This is a genomic window from Streptomyces sp. B3I8, from assembly GCF_030816915.1.
Classification (GTDB): domain Bacteria; phylum Actinomycetota; class Actinomycetes; order Streptomycetales; family Streptomycetaceae; genus Streptomyces.
This window is the reverse complement of sequence record NZ_JAUSYN010000002.1, coordinates 614174-631187: the sequence shown is the minus strand read 5'-3', so window position 1 is coordinate 631187 and position 17014 is coordinate 614174. Positions and strand designations below refer to the sequence as shown.

At 73.1% G+C, this 17014-nt stretch carries 13 protein-coding genes; 8 read left to right on the top strand and 5 right to left on the bottom strand.

From position 1 onward, the window contains the following. Positions 1-19 precede the first annotated feature (19 nt). Complete coding sequence (locus QFZ64_RS05020) at positions 20-928, top strand: glycoside hydrolase family 75 protein (RefSeq protein WP_307062738.1); 909 nt, start codon at positions 20-22, stop codon at positions 926-928. A 572-nt stretch (positions 929-1500) separates the two neighbouring features. Here QFZ64_RS05020 and QFZ64_RS05015 read toward each other — a convergent pair. The 5 genes from QFZ64_RS05015 to QFZ64_RS04995 all read right to left on the bottom strand — a co-directional run bounded on the left by QFZ64_RS05015 (position 1501) and on the right by QFZ64_RS04995 (position 6298). Beyond that, positions 1501-1920: a PTS-dependent dihydroxyacetone kinase phosphotransferase subunit DhaM gene (locus tag QFZ64_RS05015; protein WP_307062735.1), complete on the bottom strand. Its 420-nt coding sequence runs from the start codon at positions 1918-1920 to the stop codon at positions 1501-1503. Then, on the bottom strand, positions 1913-2512 hold the full coding sequence (dhaL, locus tag QFZ64_RS05010; RefSeq protein ID WP_307062733.1) for a dihydroxyacetone kinase subunit DhaL: 600 nt from the start codon (positions 2510-2512) through the stop codon (positions 1913-1915). The genes QFZ64_RS05015 and dhaL overlap by 8 nt, the downstream gene beginning before the upstream one ends. 91 nt (positions 2513-2603) lie before the next feature. Continuing rightward, entirely contained in the window at positions 2604-3596 is a 993-nt protein-coding gene (dhaK, locus tag QFZ64_RS05005; protein ID WP_307062730.1) for a dihydroxyacetone kinase subunit DhaK, read from the bottom strand. Between the two features lie 261 nt (positions 3597-3857). Then, positions 3858-5477: an MFS transporter gene (locus QFZ64_RS05000; RefSeq protein ID WP_307062728.1), complete on the bottom strand. Its 1620-nt coding sequence runs from the start codon at positions 5475-5477 to the stop codon at positions 3858-3860. A gap of 323 nt (positions 5478-5800) precedes the next feature. Then, entirely contained in the window at positions 5801-6298 is a 498-nt protein-coding gene (locus QFZ64_RS04995; protein WP_307062726.1) for a MarR family winged helix-turn-helix transcriptional regulator, read from the bottom strand. Between the two features lie 925 nt (positions 6299-7223). On the opposite strand from QFZ64_RS04995, the gene QFZ64_RS04990 reads away from it, so the two are divergent. The 7 genes from QFZ64_RS04990 (at position 7224) to QFZ64_RS04960 (ending at position 16874) form a co-directional block, all read left to right on the top strand. Then, on the top strand, positions 7224-9074 hold the full coding sequence (locus tag QFZ64_RS04990; RefSeq protein WP_307062724.1) for an acyl-CoA dehydrogenase family protein: 1851 nt from the start codon (positions 7224-7226) through the stop codon (positions 9072-9074). 46 nt (positions 9075-9120) lie between these two features. After that, complete coding sequence (locus tag QFZ64_RS04985; RefSeq protein WP_307062722.1) at positions 9121-9435, top strand: acyl carrier protein; 315 nt, start codon at positions 9121-9123, stop codon at positions 9433-9435. Continuing rightward, positions 9435-13436, top strand: coding sequence for an amino acid adenylation domain-containing protein (locus tag QFZ64_RS04980; RefSeq protein WP_307062721.1), 4002 nt, complete (start codon positions 9435-9437; stop codon positions 13434-13436). The genes QFZ64_RS04985 and QFZ64_RS04980 overlap by 1 nt, the downstream gene beginning before the upstream one ends. Next, a complete protein-coding gene (locus QFZ64_RS04975; protein WP_307062719.1) occupies positions 13423-13887 on the top strand; it encodes an SRPBCC family protein in 465 nt (154 codons plus the stop codon). The genes QFZ64_RS04980 and QFZ64_RS04975 overlap by 14 nt, the downstream gene beginning before the upstream one ends. Beyond that, positions 13884-15182 (top strand): beta-ketoacyl synthase, encoded by a 1299-nt coding sequence (locus QFZ64_RS04970; protein ID WP_307062718.1) that lies wholly within the window; start codon positions 13884-13886, stop codon positions 15180-15182. The genes QFZ64_RS04975 and QFZ64_RS04970 overlap by 4 nt, the downstream gene beginning before the upstream one ends. Then, entirely contained in the window at positions 15179-16399 is a 1221-nt protein-coding gene (locus QFZ64_RS04965; RefSeq protein ID WP_307062715.1) for a beta-ketoacyl synthase, read from the top strand. Before QFZ64_RS04970 ends, QFZ64_RS04965 begins: the two co-directional genes overlap by 4 nt. 106 nt (positions 16400-16505) lie before the next feature. Then, a complete protein-coding gene (locus tag QFZ64_RS04960; protein WP_307062713.1) occupies positions 16506-16874 on the top strand; it encodes a DUF6479 family protein in 369 nt (122 codons plus the stop codon). The last annotated feature ends 140 nt before the right edge of the window (positions 16875-17014 follow it).

Sequence of the window (17014 nt, the reverse complement as noted above, 5' to 3'; positions counted from 1 at the left end):
CGTGAGAGGGTCCGTAGCCGTGCGTTACACCACCTCGTTGTCGCTGGTGGCGGCCAGTGCCGCCCTCCTCGCCCCGGCCGGGCCGGTCACGGACGTCCGCCCCCGGTTGCCCGCGGCGGCGGAGACCGCCGTCGGTCCGGGCGACGCCGTCGCGTCGCGCGGCGGCGCGCTCCCGCCCCGGTCCGGGCCCGCCTTCCGCGACCGCGACCGCGGCCGGGAACGGCCCGTCCTCGGGCGGCGCGGGGCGCGCGAGGATCCCGGCGTACGCGGGGACCGCGGGGGACACGGGGATCGGGTCGCCGCCGCCGACCTGCTCGCCCGGACACGGCACTGCACCCCGGTCTCCCACGGCCGCTACCGCAGCGACGCCGGCGCCCGCGCCGACATCCCCGTCTGCGGCCGGCACGGCGCGGTCTTCTGGAAGGCGGACATGGACATCGACTGCGACGGTCGCGCCGGGCGCCACTGCAACCGGCGGACCGACCCCCGGTTCACCGGCTCCACCGCCTTCGAAGGGGCGGACGGGCACCGTCTCGACGCCGAGAGGGTGCCCTACATCGTGGTCCCCGGGCCGAGCCGCATCTGGAACCACCGGGCGGACGGGGTCCGCGGCGGTTCGGTCGCCGCGGTCATCCACGGCGACCGGGTGCAGTACGCGGTCGTCGGCGACACGGGGCCGCGCGACATCATCGGCGAGGCCTCGTACGCCACGGCGAAGGGGCTCGGTATCCGCCCCGACCCGCGCGGCGGCGGCACGGACGGCGAAGTGACGTACGTCGTCTTCCCCGACTCCGTCGTGACCCCCCTCGACGACCGCGAGGCGACGGCGGAACGCGGGGAGGAACTGGCCCGCCGGTTCCTTTGGAGGTCGGGCGACGGAACGAGACCGGCGGCCGCCCCCGCGGCCTCCGCACCCCACCGACGGTGAGCGACTCGGCGCGAGGAGGCCGTCGGCGGTAACGGCCGGCGGCGCGCCGGGGTCGGTCCATGGTCCCGGCCACGCGGGCCCGGGGCCTGACTGGTGCCGGGCGGCGTCCTCGCAGGTACCGGTCGGTCGTCGGCCCGGTGGGGGTCGGGGCCCGCGGTTCCGGGGTTCTCGCCGGTGGTGCTCGGCGTCCTGGCCGGAGTCGGCCGGTCGGTGGCTCGACGGGGTCGGGTCTGTGGTTCCGGCGGTGCGGGTCCGGGGTCTTCACCGGGGTCGGTCGGTGCTCCTCGCCGGTACCGGGGGGAGGCCCAGCGGGGGTCCGGGGCGCCGGCGACGCGGCTCGGGGTTCTCACCGGGTCGGCCGGCGCCCTCCCTGTGCCGGTGGGCGGCACGCCGGGGCCGGGCCGGAGGCTCCGGCGATATGGGTCCAGGGCTTCCACGGGTGCCGGCCGGTGCCTCCGGCGGAACCGGACGTCGGCCCGCCGGGGGCGAGGCTCGGGGCCCCGGCAGGGCGGGCCCGGGGTCCACACCGGTGCCGGTCCGGGCCCCCGCCGGTACCGGTCGGCGGCCGCCCGTCACTCCTTGCGGTAGGCGTACGCCTCCTTCGCCGCTTCCTCGACGGCGGTCACGTCCGCTCCCGTCGATGCCGTCACGACCGCCGCGATCGCGCCCTCCACGAACGGGGCGTCGACCAGACGGGTCCCCTCCGGCAGTTCGTCGCCCTCCGCCAGCAGCGCCTTGACCGTGAGGACCGCGCTGCCCAGGTCCACCAGGACCGCGACGCCCGCGCCCCGGTCCACCGAGGCCGCCGCCGCGGAGATCAGCTCCGCGCTGGTGCCGAGCCCGCCGTCCGGCGCGCCGCCCGCCGCCGCGACGGGCGGCACCGTCGCACCGCCCGCCAGACCCCGGGCCAGCTCCGCCACCGACGCGGCCACCTCCGCGCTGTGCGACACCAGCACGACACCGACCAGCCGTTCCCGGGTCTCCTCACTCACCGCGTGCCTCCTCCAGTGCGGCGATCAGCAGGGCGGCCGAGGTGGCGCCCGGGTCCTGGTGCCCGATGCTGCGCTCACCCAGGTAACTGGCCCTGCCCTTGCGGGCCCGCATCGGCGTCGTGCCCACGGCGCCCTCCTCCGCGGCGGCCCCGGCCGCGGCGAACGACTCGGAGAGGGCGTCGACCGCCGGCACCAGCGTGTCGATCATGGTCTTGTCGCCCGGCGCCGCCCCGCCGAGCTGCCGCACCGCGTCCACGCCGGTGCGCAGCGCGTCCGCGAGCTGCTCCGGTGAGACCTCGGCGGCGTCCCCGAGCGCCTTGCCCGTGCGGCGCAGCAGCGTGCCGTACAGCGGCCCGGACGCACCGCCGACGGTGGAGATGAGCTGCCGTCCGGCCCGTGTCAGCACGGCCCCCGGGGTCTTCGGCGCCTCCTCGTCGAGTACGGCCTTCACGGCGCGGAACCCGCGCTGCAGATTGCTGCCGTGGTCGGCGTCGCCGATCGGCGAGTCGAGGGCCGTGAGCCGCTCGGCCTCACGGTCGACGGACGCGGCGGTCGCCGCCATCCAGCGGCGGAAGAAGTCGGCGTCGAGCACAGGTTCTCCTTGCGTGGTACGGACGTTGCGGGGGCGGGGTGGGGCGGCCCGGGACGGCCGAGGGGGCGGCCTCGGGCATCGGCCGGGGCGTCTACCTGCCCCAGCGCAGCCCCGGAGTGCTCACCGGCGCGTCCCACAGCCGCAGCAGCTCCTCGTCGATCTGGCACAGGGTGACGGACGCACCGGACATGTCCAGGGAGGTGACGTAGTTGCCCACCAGCGTGCGGGCCACGGCCACTCCCCGCTCGGTGAGCACCCGCTGCACCTCCGCGTTGAAGCCGTACAGCTCCAGCAACGGCGTCGCGCCCATGCCGTTGACGAGCACGAGGACCGGGTTGCGCGGCTCCAGGTCCTCCAGCACGGCGTCGACCGAGAAGTCCGCGATCTCCCGCGAGGTCATCATCCCGCGCCGCTCGCGCCCCGGCTCACCGTGGATGCCGATGCCCAGCTCCAGCTCACCGGCGGGCAGGTCGAAGGTCGGGCTGCCCTTGGCGGGCGTGGTGCAGGCGGAGAGGGCCACGCCGAAGCTGCGCGCGTTGTCGTTGACCTGCCGGGCGATCGCCTCGACCCGTTCCAGGGGCTGCCCCTCGTCCGCGGCCGCGCCCGCGATCTTCTCCACGAACAGGGTCGCGCCGGTGCCCCGGCGCCCCGCGGTGTAGAGGCTGTCGGTGACGGCGACGTCGTCGTTGACGAGGACCCTGGCGACCCGGATGCCCTCGTCCTCGGCGAGCTCGGCCGCCATGTCGAAGTTGAGGACGTCACCGGTGTAGTTCTTGACGATGAACAGCACCCCGGCGCCGCTGTCCACGGCGGCCGCGGCCCGCACCATCTGGTCCGGGACGGGGGAGGTGAACACCTCGCCGGGGCAGGCCGCCGACAGCATGCCCGGACCGACGAAGCCGCCGTGCAGCGGTTCGTGCCCCGAGCCGCCGCCGGAGACGAGGGCCACCTTCCCCGCCACCGGCGCGTCCCGCCGTACGATCACCCGGTTCTCCACGTCCACGGCCAGCTCGGGGTGGGCGGCGGCCATCCCCCGCAGCGCGTCCGTGACCACCGTTTCCGCGACGTTGATCAGCATCTTCATGGGTACCTCCGGTGCACCGGCAGGCCTCGCTCCGGCCTGCGTCCTGGGCCGCTCCTACCGGCAGTATCTGCCCCGTGACGGCGAAGGTCACCTGTGACGGCGGTGGTCACCCGTGCCGATGGTGCTCACCCGCGACGGCGGCCGTGGTGCGGACATGCCGACACCCCCTGGGGATCCAGGGGGTGTCGGCCGGGAGGCCGTCCCGGTGGCGCGGGGGATGTGACCACCGGGACGGTGTCGTGGGAAGAGGTGTCACACCCCTCAGGCGGAGGCACCCACGGCTGCGTCCGCGGCGCCCGGGCGCGCCTCGCCGTCCTCGGCGCTCTCCTCGAGGTCCGGCGGGATCGTGGACAGCGCGCTGGCGTGCACGTCCTTGGTGCGCAGCATGGTGAAGCCGATGACCGCGGCGACGAAGCCGAGGATCGCGCTGAAGGTCATGGCGCCGTGGAAGGCGTTCATGAACGCGTCCTGGCCGGCCACCAGCACCTTGTCGCGGAGCGGGCCCGCGGCCTGGGCGACGGCGTCGAGACCGCCGGCGCTGATGCCGTGCGCGGCCTCGTGGGCGGCGTCGTCACCCATCTGCTTGCCCACCGCGGAGCCGGTGAAGTCCTCGGTGACCGTGTGCTGGAAGTAGGCGCCCACGGCGGCGATGCCGACCGCGATGCCGACCTGCTGGAAGGTCTCGTTGATACCGGAGGCGACACCCGACTTGGCGGGCTCCGTGACACCGATGGCCAGGGCGGCGCGGGCCGGGTTGAAGGCGCCCATGCCGAAGCCGGAGATGACCAGGGCCGGGATGAGGACCGTCCACTTGGAGTCGGCCTCGGTCATGTTGAGGAAGAGGATGCCGACGGCCATCACCAGGGTGGAGCCGCCCAGCAGCACCCGGAAGGGCACCTTGCCGATGAGGCCGCCGCCCAGGGCACCGGCCACGAACATCGCGCCGGTCAGCGGGAGGAACCGCAGACCCGTGCCCCACGCGTCCACGTGCAGCATGTTCTCGATGTAGCTGGTCTCGAAGAACACCGACGGCAGTGCGCCGGCGTTGCCGATCATGGCGACGAGGGAGATGCCGATGAAGGTGGGGCTGCGGAAGAACGCCAGGTCGATCATGGCGCGCTCGCCCATGCGCTTCTCGATGAACACGAACAGGGCCAGGAACACCGCGCTGGCCGCGTACAGGCCGAGGGTGGTGGCGCTCGTCCAGCCCTCCACCGGCCCGCGGATGGTGGCGTAGACCAGGGCGGCGAGGGCGACACTGAAGGTGCCCAGACCGGCCCAGTCGGTCGGGTGGGCGTTCGGGTTGCGCGACTCGCGCACCCGCAGGGCGCCGATGACCAGGGCGATCACGCCGACCGGCACGTTGATGTAGAAGATCCAGCGCCAGGACAGGGAGTTGATCAGCGAGCCGCCGATCAGCGGGCCGGTGGCCACGGCGAGGCCGATGGCCGCACCGAAGGCGGTGAAGGCGGTCGCGCGCTCCTTGCCGTGGAACTCGTGGCTGAGCATGGCCGGGCCGACCGCGAACATGACGGCGGCGCCGACGCCCTGGATCGCCCGGAACCAGCTGAGCGCGTTGGCGCCGTCCGCCAGGCCACAGGCCAGCGAGGCGGCGGTGAAGACGGCGAAGCCGACCTGGAAGAGCTTCTTGCGGCCGATCCGGTCGGCCAGCGAGCCCGCCGCGACCAGGAAGATGGCCAGCGTCAGGGCGTAGGCGTCGAACACCCACTGCAGGTCGGCGAAGCTGCTGCCCAGCGACTCGTGGATCTGCGGCAGCGCGATCGAGACCACGCTCAGGTCGAGCATCAGCATGAACGAGCCCAACGCGACGATCCCGAGCGTCCACCACCTCGTGGGGGACGGGACGCGTTCTGCGGACATGCGGGGAACCTTCCAATCAGCAGGGGGTGTCGATGATGGGAATCTAGATGATTGGAAAGCGATGCGTCAACGCGAGCCGGTCGGGCGTGCGGGGCCGGCCGGTGCGGGGGTCCGGGCGCGACTCTGCGTGGCCGAACTCATGATGAATTCCCTTGCGACGGCGGCCGGTTGGGCAATGACGCAGAGGGACGGCGAGGCGCGGGGCGCCGGTGGGTCGGGGGAGGGGACACTCGCCCCGGACGTGCGAGAAGGGGTGCCCGGCCGAGCCGGACACCCCTTCTCAGGGCTTCTGGGGTCCTCCGGGGACCCGGGGACGCCTCGCGTCAGTCGGTGCAGACGGACGCCGGCCAGCGGCCCTCGAGCAGCCTGCCGAGCATGCCGCGCAGCGCCTCGCGTTCGCCGTCCTCCAGTGCGCCGAAGAACTCCGTCTCCACCTCGGAGGCCACCCGGTCGGCGGTGGCGAGCGCCTCCCGGCCGGAGTCGGTGAGAATCAGGTTGTAGCGCCTGCGGTCGGCGGGGTTGCGGCGGCGCTCGACGTGCTTGTTGCGTTCCATCTCGTCGATCACCGTCACCACGGTGGTCGGGTCCAGGTTGAGCAGCCGGCTCAGATCCTGCTGGGACAGCTCGGGCCCACCCGCCAGGGCGGCCAGCACGAAGAAGTAGCGGATGCGCATGCCGACCCGGGCCAGCGCCTTCTCGGCGTCCTCCACCAGCACCAGACCCGCCTTGTGCAGCAGGTACCCGGGGCGCTCGGCGATGAGGAAGTCCGCTCGCGGGGACTGCCGCGCCTCGGGCCGTCCGGCGTGGGTGGTGCGCGCCATGAACCCGCTCCTCTCGATGATACGAAACTCCGACCATCAAGATAGCAACGTTCCCGGCCGGAGATCCAGTCCGCATCCGGCCAGGACCTTGCGCGGGCCCGGTCCGCGTGACCTGGACGCACGCCGCAACCGGGTGTACCGGCGGGCCCGTCCGCGTGCGGGGTGCCGCGCGGGCGATCGCGCGCGGGCCCGGCGCGCGCACGCCGACGCTCCACCGGGCCCGGCGGTGCCGGCCCGAGCGGCCTGTTCACGCCCCCGTTACGGGCCGAGCGGCCGTCCACCCATGAAATGGCAAAATCTTCCGGCCGCCTTGCGGCCCGTTGTTCGGCGGAATGAGTGGTTCACCTGCACCGCGCTTGGTCGGACGCCTATCCGGGGTGCGCGGTACTGCCCCACGGAAGGGGCTCGGTAAACAAAAATGTGAGCTGGATCACAGGCTTTATGAATAGCTGCCCTGCTACGCTCCCTCTCCGTTGGCCGGAACATCACGCACAGTGGCTTAGGGGAGTGCATTGTGTAGGCTCGATTCGAGTCGCGTATCTGTCAGCCAGAGAGTCCGTACACGAGGCAGCGGGAGTAGCTTCGAGGGAATTCACGGGGAATAGCACGTCGTAGTCCGTTGTGGCCCGGCCCGGGTCACGGGGAACAGTCCGACGGCACATCATTCGACCGCGGGTCGTCGTGGGGGAATCGTCTCGACGCCAGGGTCCCGCATGCCCATCCATGCTGGTCAGCCCGGGTGTAGGTGCCTCCCACCCGGCCTCTCGATCTTCTCGTCGCCTTGCGCCGCGCCCTGTGCGGACCGCAATTCGACGTGCGCCATTTCATCATTCTCGGCTATCCGTCGCCGTTGACCGGCCGGTCGGTATGCCCTGCCCTCTCGTCAAAGACCGTACCTCTCGCGCGAAACGGAAATCGACGCGTCATGACCCAGTTAGAGTCCGAGTCACCCACTGTCACCCCCATCGCATTGGCGGAGTCGCTCGAGAAATGGTTCGGCGACCCCGGCACGGAGTCCAACTCCCTCAATTTTTCCTCAGCTCTGGAACTGGACGAGCGCAATGAACTGCCGGCCGCCGGAATCGAGCGGCTGCGCGGGTTCGGATTCAACCGCTTTTTCGTCCCGGAGCAACTCGGCGGTAACTTGCGCGCCGCCGAAGACATCCTCATGTTGACCCGTGTCATCGCCCGGCGGGACATGAACGTCGCCGTCAGCGAGAGCACCCAGGTGTGGATGATGCTCGCCTGGATCGGCGGCACCCCCGAGCAGCAGGCCAAGCACGCGGCCAGCGTGCTCCAGGGCGGGGTCGTGCCGTGCCTGGCCTACTCCGAGCCCGAGCACGGGGCCGACCTCGCGGCCAACACCTTCCGCGCCACCCCGGACGGCGGCCAGTACGTCCTGTCCGGCGAGAAGTGGCCGATCAACCGGGGCCGTACCTCGACCCACGTGGTGCTGCTCGGCACCACCGGCGACGGGACGACCCCGGCCAAGCGCCGGCAGTCCATGTTCCTCGTCGACCGCTCCACCGTGCTCTCCGGCGAGGTGACCGGCGTCCCGCGCGTCCCCACCTACGGTCTGCGCGGCTGCGACATCAGCGGTGTCGCCTTCGACGAGACCCGGGTGGACGGCTTCGCCCGGCTCGGCGCCGAGGGGGAGGGACTCGAACTCGCCCTGCGCGGCCTCCTCGTCACCCGCACCTTCTGCACCGGCCTGTCCCTGGGCACCGGCGACACCATGCTGCGCACGGTCGGCGACTTCCTCTCCGACCGTGTGCTCTACGACGGACCCGCCGCCGAGATCCCCTACGTCAACGAGTCCCTCGCCAACGCCTACCTCAGCCTGCTGGTGGCGGAGTGCGAGAGCCTCGTCGCGATGCGCGGACTGCACCTGTACACCGAGCAGTTCAGCATCTGGGGCAACCTCGCCAAGGTGCAGGTCGCCCGCCTGGTCGACTTCAGCGCCAAGGCGCTCGCCCGCACCCTGGGCGCCCGCTACTTCATGCGCGCCCACGAGCACGTGGGCACGTTCCAGAAGATGTACCGCGACAGCGCCGTCGTCTCCGTCTTCGACGGCAGCGAGCCCGTCTGCATGGACAGCATCGCCCTCCAACTGCCCGCCCTGGCCAAGGCGTACGGCAAAGACCGCGACGAGGACTGGCGCCCGCTGTACGACCTGCGGGCCGAACTGCCCGTCTTCGAGCCGCACCGCGTCAGCGTGTTCGGCCGCGGCCGGGACGCCACCTTCGCCAGCCTGCCCCACCTCCTCGACCGCCTCGCCGCGCTCGAACCCTCCGGCGGCCTCGACGCCGGCCGGCTGGCCGCCCTGCGCACCCGCGGGGAGGGACTGCGCGAGGAACTGGAGGCGCTGCTCGCCCGGGTCCAGGACGCCCGCCGCACCCCGGCGGGACAGGACCCGGCGGACACCGCGACGACGTCGACCAAGACCACCGCGCCCGCCCTGATCCGGATCGCCGAGGAACTGAGCGCCCTGCACGCCAAGGTGGCGGCACTCGGCATCTGGCTGTTCAACCGCGACCACCTCGGCGAGTTCTTCGCCGACGGCGCCTGGCTGGAGGCCGCACTGAACCGCGGCAAGGTCCACCAGTACGAGACCGGCGACCTCGACCCGGCCGCCGCCCGGACCCTCGCCGCCGAGATGCACCGCCAGCGCACGGAGGGCGAGTACTTCTCCCTCCTCACCGTGCGCATGGCCGAACCCGGCGCCCCCGAGGAGGACGGCACCGACCGGCCGTCCGCCTCGCCCACCGCCGCCTGAACGTCACCCACCCCCACCCGGACCACCGGAAAGGTTCCGATCCGAGATGAGCAGCACGGACATGACGCTGGACGACGTCCGCAACGTACTGATCAAGGCCGTGGCCGCCGAAGCCGGCATCGCCCCCGCCGAACTGGCCACCGACCGGCCCTTCACCTCCTACGGCCTGGACTCCATGGCGGCACTCACCGTCGGCATGGAGATAGAGGACTCCTTCGGCCTCACCGACCCGCCGGTGGACCTGCTCTGGGACCACCCCACGGTCGACTCCCTCGCCGAGGCGCTTGTGGTGCTGATCAACGGCGGGACGCCCGCCGACGGCGCCGTACCGGCCCGGACGGCCGCCGCGGACGGCAAGTGATGAGCAACCCGATACCCGCCAACCACCAGCAGGCCGGGCTCTGGTTCATCCACGAGACCGACCCCGGGTGCGCGGCCTACCACATCACCTTCGCCGCCGAGGTCACCGCCGACCCGGAACTCGGCCCCCGAGTCCTGGACGTCGTCGAGGACCTCACCCGCGAGCACGACGCCCTCCGCATCGCCTTCCGCGCCGGCCCCGAGGGGCCCGAGCAGTGGGTGTCCGGCACCGTCCGGCCCGACATCCGGCACGCCGACGTCCGCGGCACCGACCCGGCCGAGCTGCGCGACCGCATCCGTACCGACAGCCGCGAGCCGTTCGACCTCGCCCGCCCGCCGCTGTGGCGCGTCCACCTCTACCGGACCGCCGAGCGCACCTGGGTGTTCACCGTCGTGATGCACCACATCGCGATCGACTTCTGGTCGCTGGCGCTCCTGCTGTCCGAGGTGCGCGGCCGCCTGGAGGGCACCCCCAACCGGTTCACTCTGGACGGCGGCTCCTTCGCCGCCTATGCCGAGCAGCAGCGCGACTTCCTCACCGGCGAGCGGGCCGCCGCCCTCCTCGCCGGTGAGGAGGAACGGCTCGCCGACGCGCCGCCCGCCCTCGACCTGTACGGCGACCGGCCCCGGCCGCCCGCCCCGTCCTACGACGGCGCCTCGGTGCCCTTCGGCCTCAGTGCCGACACCACCGAGGCGGTACGGCGACTGGCGCGCGAGTCCTCCACGACGCCGTACACCGTGCTGCTCTCCGCCTACCTGGTGCTGCTCAGCCGGCTCAGCGGCCAGGCGGACGTCATGGTCGGCACCCCCACTTCCGGCCGTGTGCAGCGGCAGTTCCGCGACGCGCTCGGCAACTTCGTCAACACCGTCGTCGTCCGCGGCGAGGTGAACGAGGAGTCGACCTACCGTCAGCTCCTCGCCTCCTCCCGCGAGCGGGTGCTGCGGGCCACCCGGGCGCAGGAACTGCCCTTCCCCTGGCTGGTCCGGGAGCTCGCGCCGCCGCGCGACCCCAGCCGCACACCCCTGTACCAGGCCGGCTTCGCCTGGGACCGGCTGCCGTTCCTGAACGACATGGACGACTTCTTCCTGCTGGAGCCCGGCGAGGGCACCGAGCTGGAGCTGGCCGGGGCCACCCTGCGGCCGTACCCGCTGCCGCAGCAGGAGGGCCAGACCGACCTCTGGATCGAGATGGGCGCGGAGCGCGCCGGCGCCTACGCGGGCGTCCTGCGCTTCAACACCGACGTCTTCACCGAGCGGACGGCCCGGGAACTGGCCGCCTCCTTCGTCACCACCGTGGAGACGCTGGTCACCCGCCCCGACGAGCCGCTGGGCAGCCTGCCCCGGGGCGACGAGCGGCAGCGGACCCGGATCGCCGACTGGGGCACCGGACCCGCCCGCACCGTCCCCGAGGCCGGACTGCCGCACCTCTTCCGGGAGCAGGCCACCCGCACCCCCGAGGCGATCGCGCTGGTCGCCGGGAAGACCGGGGAGGAGCAGTGGAGCTACGCCCGGCTGCTGACCGAGGTCGAGACGGTCGCGGCCGCGCTGCGGACTGCCGGGGTCGTCGCCGGGGACCGGGTCGCCGTCATGGCCGACCGCGGCGCCCCGCTCGTGGCCGCCCTCCTCGGCGTCCTGGAGGCCGGGGCCGCCTACGTCCCCCTGGACCCCAGCCTCCCCGCCGAGCGGCTGGCCTACATGGCCGAGGACTCCCGCGCCCGGCTGCTGCTCAGCAGCGGCACGCTGGCCGACAGCCACGTGCCCGGCCTGCCGGTGCTCGACCTCGACGACCTGCCGCCCGCCGCCCCCGGCGGCGAGCGCGCCTTTGTCGGGGCCGGTGACCTCGCCTACGTCCTCTACACCTCCGGCTCCACCGGCCGCCCCAAGGGGGTGGCGATCCCGCACCACGCCCTGACCAACCTGCTCCTGTCGATGCGGGAGGACACCGGCTTCACATCCGACGACAGCCTGCTCGCCGTCACCACGGTCTCCTTCGACATCGCCGGCCTGGAGCTGTACCTGCCGCTGCTCACCGGCGGCAGGGTCCTCGTGTGCGACAGCACCACCGCGGCCGACGGAGCCGCGCTCGCCGTCCGCATCGAGGAGTCCGGCGCCACCTGGATGCAGGCCACGCCCACCTCCTGGCGCATGCTCCGGGACGCCGGCTGGCAGGGCTCCGAGCGGCTCAACGTGCTCTGCGGCGGCGAGGAACTCCCCCTTGAACTGGCCGAGTTCCTCAGCACCCGGGTGGCGAGCCTGCGCAACGTCTACGGGCCCACCGAGACGACCATCTGGTCCACCTCGGGCCGCGTCGACCCCGCCCGGGGCATCGACATCGGCACGCCGCTCGCCAACACCCGGCTCCACACCCTCGACCCGCAGGGCCGGCAGGTGGAACCCGGGTTCCCCGGCGAGCTGTGGATCGGCGGCGACGGCCTCGCGCTCGGCTACTGGGACCGCGAGGAACTGACGGCGGAGCGGTTCGTCACCGGACTCCCCGCCGCCCCCGAGGACCGGCTCTACCGCACCGGCGACCGGGCCCGCTTCACCAGCGAGGGCCGGCTGCTGCACCACGGGCGGCTGGACAACCAGGTCAAGCTGCGCGGCTACCGCATCGAGCTCTCCGAGGTCGAGACCGTCCTCGAAGCGGTCGACGGGGTCGCCACGGCCGTGGTCGTCGTCCGCGACGACCGCCTGGTGGCCTACCTGGTCGCCGAGTCCGGCGTCGAACTGAAGCAGGCGGACGTGAAGTCGGCGGCCGCGCTCTCCCTGCCGCCGTACATGGTGCCCGGCGTCGTCATGGTCCTCGACGAACTGCCGCTGACCGCCAACAAGAAGATCGACCGCAACCGGCTGCCCGAGCCCGTCGCCACCTCCGACGCCGGGTTCGCCAAGCCGCGCGACGCCACGGAGATCACCCTGGCGCGGATGTGGACGGAGATCCTCGGCCTGTCCCAGGTCGGCATCCACGACAACTTCTTCGACGTGGGCGGCCACTCCCTGCTCGCCGTCCGGCTCAGCGCGGCCATCCGCGAGGAGTGGGACGTGGACGTGCCGATCTCCGTCATGCTCCGCCAGGGCACCGTCGCGGAACTCGCCGCGCTCGTCCGCCGCGGCGGGCAGGACCAGGACGGCGAGCGCGTCCCGGTGGTCACCCTGCGCGAGGGCGACCCCGCCCACCCGGACCAGCGGCCGGTGTTCCTGTTCCACCCCTTCGGCGGCACCGTCTTCTGCTACGTCGAACTCACCCGCCACCTCCCCGAGGGCCGGCCCGTCCTCGCCGTCGAGGCCCCCGGCATCGAGAGCGAGGGCGAGGCCGAGGTCAGCGTCGAGGCCATGGCCACCCGCTACCTCGAGTACATCAAGGCCCTACAGCCGAACGGTCCCTACACCGTGGGCGGTTGGTGCTTCGGCGGCGTCATCGCCTACGAGGTGGCCGTCCAGCTGCGCGAGGCGGGCGAGAGCACCGACCTCGTGTTCGGCATCGACAGCCGCGCGCCCGTCGAGGAGAACATCCCGGAGTCCTCCGACGACGCGACGATCCTGTCGTGGTTCGCGCGGGACCTCGCGGTGCCCTACGGCAAGACCCTCGACATCCCGGCGGAGTACCTGCGCGAACTCGGCGGCGACGCCGCGTTCGACCACATCCTGAAGGAGGCCGCCGACCTCGGCGTCCTCGCCCAGGACGCCGACCGCGCGCAGATCCTGCGCTACTTCGAGGCCTACCTGGCCAACGGCATCGCCCTGCAGACCTATCTGCCGGAGCCCGCCGACGTCGACCTGGTGCTGCTGCGCGCCGTCGACGAGACCACCGACTACGGGCCCACGCTCGGCTGGCAGTCACTGATCGAGGGGTCCCTGGACGTCATCGACGTCCCCGGTGACCACAACTCGGTGATGTACCCGCCGCACGCCGAGAAGGCCGCCCTGGCCGTCGGCCCCCACCTTCAGTCGCACCCGGCCTCGCGCCACGGAGAAGGAGAGACGAACGATGAGCAAGGATGAGACGGTCAGGGCCGAGTACACCTTCAGCGTGCCTGTCCCGCCGCAGGAGGCGTTCGCCCGCATCTCGGACCCCGAGCAGGACCCGGAGTGGCAGGCGGCCGTCACGGGCGTCACCCTGCGGGGCGGCGAGCCGCGGCCCGGCTGCCGGTACGACATCGTGTTCCAGCTCATCGGCAAGCGCATGGAGTTCACCGTCGAGATCGACGAGTTCGAGCCGGGCCGCCTGTCGAAGTTCCACACGCTGAGCGGGCCCGTGTCCTACCAGGGCACCTACGCCTACACCGCCAACGAGGACGGCGGCACCGACGTGCACTGGACGTTCGACGTCCAGCCCGGGGACTACTTCGGCATCATGCCGAAGACCCTGCTGCGCAAGGTTCTCATCAACTCCGTCAAGAAGGACTCCGGCAAGCTCGCCGCCCGGCTCGGACAGGAGGCACGCACCCGATGAGCACACCCCCGGAGCAGACCAAGGTCGTCGTCACCGGCCTCGGCACGACCACCCCGCTCGGCGGTGACGTGGCCGCCACGTGGGACGCGCTCCTGCGCGGCGAGAGCGGCGTCCGCGTGCTGGACGACGAGCCGTGGACCGAGGATTCGCCGCCCGTCCTGGGCGGCCGCATCAAGGTCGAGCCCGGCGCCGGGCTCGACCACCAGCAGCGCCGCCGCTTCAGCCGCTCCGCACAGCTCGCGGTCACCGCCGCGGCCGAGGCGTGGAGCGACGCCGGGCTCGACGGCGCCTCCGTCTCCCCGCACCGCGTGGCCGTCGCCGTCTCGGCCGCGCTGGGCGACATGAACGCCATCATCAACGGCTGGGAGGCGCTCAAGGAGCGCGGCTGGCGGCGGGTGCCGCCGATGACCGTGCCGATGTCCATGGGCAACGGCTCCGCCGCGGCCGTGGCCCTGATGGTCGACGCCCGTGTAGGGGTGCACACCAGCGTCAACGCCTGCTCCTCCGGTACGCAGGCGCTGGCGACGGCGGTCGAACTGATCCGTCGCGGCGACGCCGACATCGTCGTGGCGGGCGGTACCGAAGCCCCGCTGCACCCCCTGGTCCTGGCCTCGTTCTCGGCCATGCGGGCCCTGTCCACGCGGGTGGACGACCCCGCCGCCGCGTCCCGCCCGTTCGACGCGGACCGCGACGGCATGGTCCTCGGCGAGGGCTCGGGCATCCTCGTCCTGGAGTCCGAGCGGCACGCCCGCGAGCGCGGCGCCCGGATCTACGCCGAGCTCGCCGGGGTGGGCATCACCTCCGACGCGTACCACATGGTGCAGCCGGACCCCGAGGGCGCCGGCAGCACCCTCGCGGTGCGGGCGGCGCTGAAGGAAGCCGGCGTCTCCCCCGAGGAGGTGGCGTTCTACAACGCCAACGGCACGTCCACGCTCCCCGGCGACGCCGCCGAGGCCAAGACGGTGCGGGACGTGTTCGGCGACGGCCGGGGACCGGCGGTCACCGCCCTGAAGTCGATGACCGGCCACACCCTGGGGGCCGCCGGCGCCCTCGAGTCCATCGCCACGATCCTCAGCCTGCACCACGGCCTGGTGCCGCCGACCCGCAACTTCGAGCGCCTCGACGACGGCGTCGCACTCGACGTGGTGCACGGCTCGCCGCTCAAGCTGGGCGACGGACAGAACATCGCGGTGAAGAACTCTTTCGGCTTCGGCGGGCACAACGTGGCCCTGCTCTTCCGGAGCGGCACGCGGTCCGTCCGCGCCGGGGAGCGGACGGAGGGCAGCGGCGGATGAGCGGGCACCACGACGTCCTCGTCACGGGGCTCGGCGCGCTGACCCCCCTGGGCGCCACCGCGGCCGACTCCTGGCAGGCGCTGCTCGACCAGCGCTCCGGCGTGCGCGCCCTGCCCGGGGACTGGCCCGAGGACCTGCCCGTACGGATCGCCGGGACGGTCACCGCCGACCCCGTCGACATCCTGGGCCGGGTCCAGGCGCGCAGGCTGGACCGCGGCGAGCAGCTCGCCGTGGCCGCCGCCCGGCAGGCCATGGAGGACGCGGGCCGGCCCGAGGTCGAGCCCGAGCGGCTCGCCGTGGTCGTCGGCACCGGTATCGGGGGCGTGCTCAGCACGCTCGGCCAGAACGAGCTGTACGCGAGTTCCGGCATGCGCAGGCTGTCCCCGCACGCCGTGCCCATGCTCATGCCGAACGGTCCCGCCGCCTGGGTCAGCCTCGACCTGGGCGCGCGGGCCGGGGCACGGGCGCCGGTCAGCGCCTGCGCCTCCGGCGCGGAGGCGATCGCGCTGGGACTGGACCTGATCCGGCTCGGCCGCGCCGACGTCGTGGTCGCGGGCGGCACCGAGGCCTCGGTGCACCCGTTCATCGTGGCCGCGTTCGCACAGATGAAGGCGCTCTCCCGGGACGAGGGCGACCCGGCCGGGGTGTCCCGGCCCTTCGACGCGGAGCGCACCGGCTTCGTGATGGCCGAGGGCGCGAGTGTCATGGTCCTGGAGCGCGCGGACTTCGCGCGCGCCCGGGGCGCGCGCGTCTACGGCGCCCTGGCCGGCGCAGCCGTCAACTCCAGCGCCCACCACATCTCCGCCTCCGACGCGGAGGGCCAGATACTGGCGATCCGCGCGGCACTGCGGGACGCGGAGCTGGAACCCGGCGACATCGGGCACGTGCACGCGCACGCCACCTCCACCGAGGGCGGTGACCTCGCCGAGGCCGACGCCGTCGCCAAGGCGGTGGGCGACCACCCGACCGTCACGGCGACGAAGTCCATGACCGGGCACATGCTCGGCGCCTCCGGGGCCTTCGGCGCCACGTCCGCGCTGCTCTCCGTCCACCACGGGGTCGTCCCGGCGACCCGGAACCTGCGGACGGTCGACCCCAGGATCCACCTGGACGTCGTCGCCGGGGAGAACCGTACGGACCGCCCCGCGGCGGCCCTGGCCAACTCCTTCGGCTTCGGCGGGCACAACGTCAGCCTCGTGGTGACGCGGGAGTCCTGACCGGATCGACGGCCCTCTCCTCCCTGACAGGGCCAGGGAGGAGAGGGCCGTCCGGCGTGTCACAGGGCCCGCGGTTGTGAGGGGGCTTCCGGGGTACGCGGGAGCCATGAGTACGCAATGGACGGTAACCACCGCGGCGAGCGGCTTCTCCGTCATCGGACCGGTCGTCGCGGGCGTGGTCGTGGTCGCGCTGCTGATCGGCGCGGTGTGGAAGGGCTACCAGACCCGACGGCGCGCGCCGGCCCCGCCCCGCCCCGAGGAACAGCCGAGGATGCCCGAGGGCGGCCCCGTCCGCGAGGAGCAGCAGGTGCGGGAACCGCACGAGATGCCCCGCGACGACGAGCACCGCCTCACCCCGCACGAGATGCCCGCCCACGGCAACGCCTCGTCCCGGACGGACCCGGAACAGAAGCGACCCCGCTGGAACCAGGGCGGCAGCGGCGGCTTCGGCAGCGGCGGCCCCGGCAGCACCTGACGGTCGCGGTGGACTCCGGCACCGTCCGGCAGTACGTACATGAGGGGCCCGCGCCGAGCGCGCGGGCCCCTCGACGCGCGCCCGCGCACCCACTCCGCCCGCGCCACCGGTGGTTTGGGGCCGGGGAGCCCGGCTACCCG

Coding starts and splice junctions, on each gene's coding strand:
- QFZ64_RS04970 (WP_307062718.1), top strand. CDS start 13,884: ATGAGCACACCCCCGGAGCAGACCAAGGTCGTCGTCACCGGCCTCGGC.
- QFZ64_RS04965 (WP_307062715.1), top strand. CDS start 15,179: ATGAGCGGGCACCACGACGTCCTCGTCACGGGGCTCGGCGCGCTGACC.
- QFZ64_RS04975 (WP_307062719.1), top strand. CDS start 13,423: ATGAGCAAGGATGAGACGGTCAGGGCCGAGTACACCTTCAGCGTGCCT.
- QFZ64_RS05000 (WP_307062728.1), bottom strand. CDS start 5,477: ATGTCCGCAGAACGCGTCCCGTCCCCCACGAGGTGGTGGACGCTCGGG.
- dhaK (WP_307062730.1), bottom strand. CDS start 3,596: ATGAAGATGCTGATCAACGTCGCGGAAACGGTGGTCACGGACGCGCTG.
- QFZ64_RS04990 (WP_307062724.1), top strand. CDS start 7,224: ATGACCCAGTTAGAGTCCGAGTCACCCACTGTCACCCCCATCGCATTG.
- QFZ64_RS04960 (WP_307062713.1), top strand. CDS start 16,506: ATGAGTACGCAATGGACGGTAACCACCGCGGCGAGCGGCTTCTCCGTC.
- QFZ64_RS04985 (WP_307062722.1), top strand. CDS start 9,121: ATGAGCAGCACGGACATGACGCTGGACGACGTCCGCAACGTACTGATC.
- QFZ64_RS04995 (WP_307062726.1), bottom strand. CDS start 6,298: ATGGCGCGCACCACCCACGCCGGACGGCCCGAGGCGCGGCAGTCCCCG.
- QFZ64_RS04980 (WP_307062721.1), top strand. CDS start 9,435: ATGAGCAACCCGATACCCGCCAACCACCAGCAGGCCGGGCTCTGGTTC.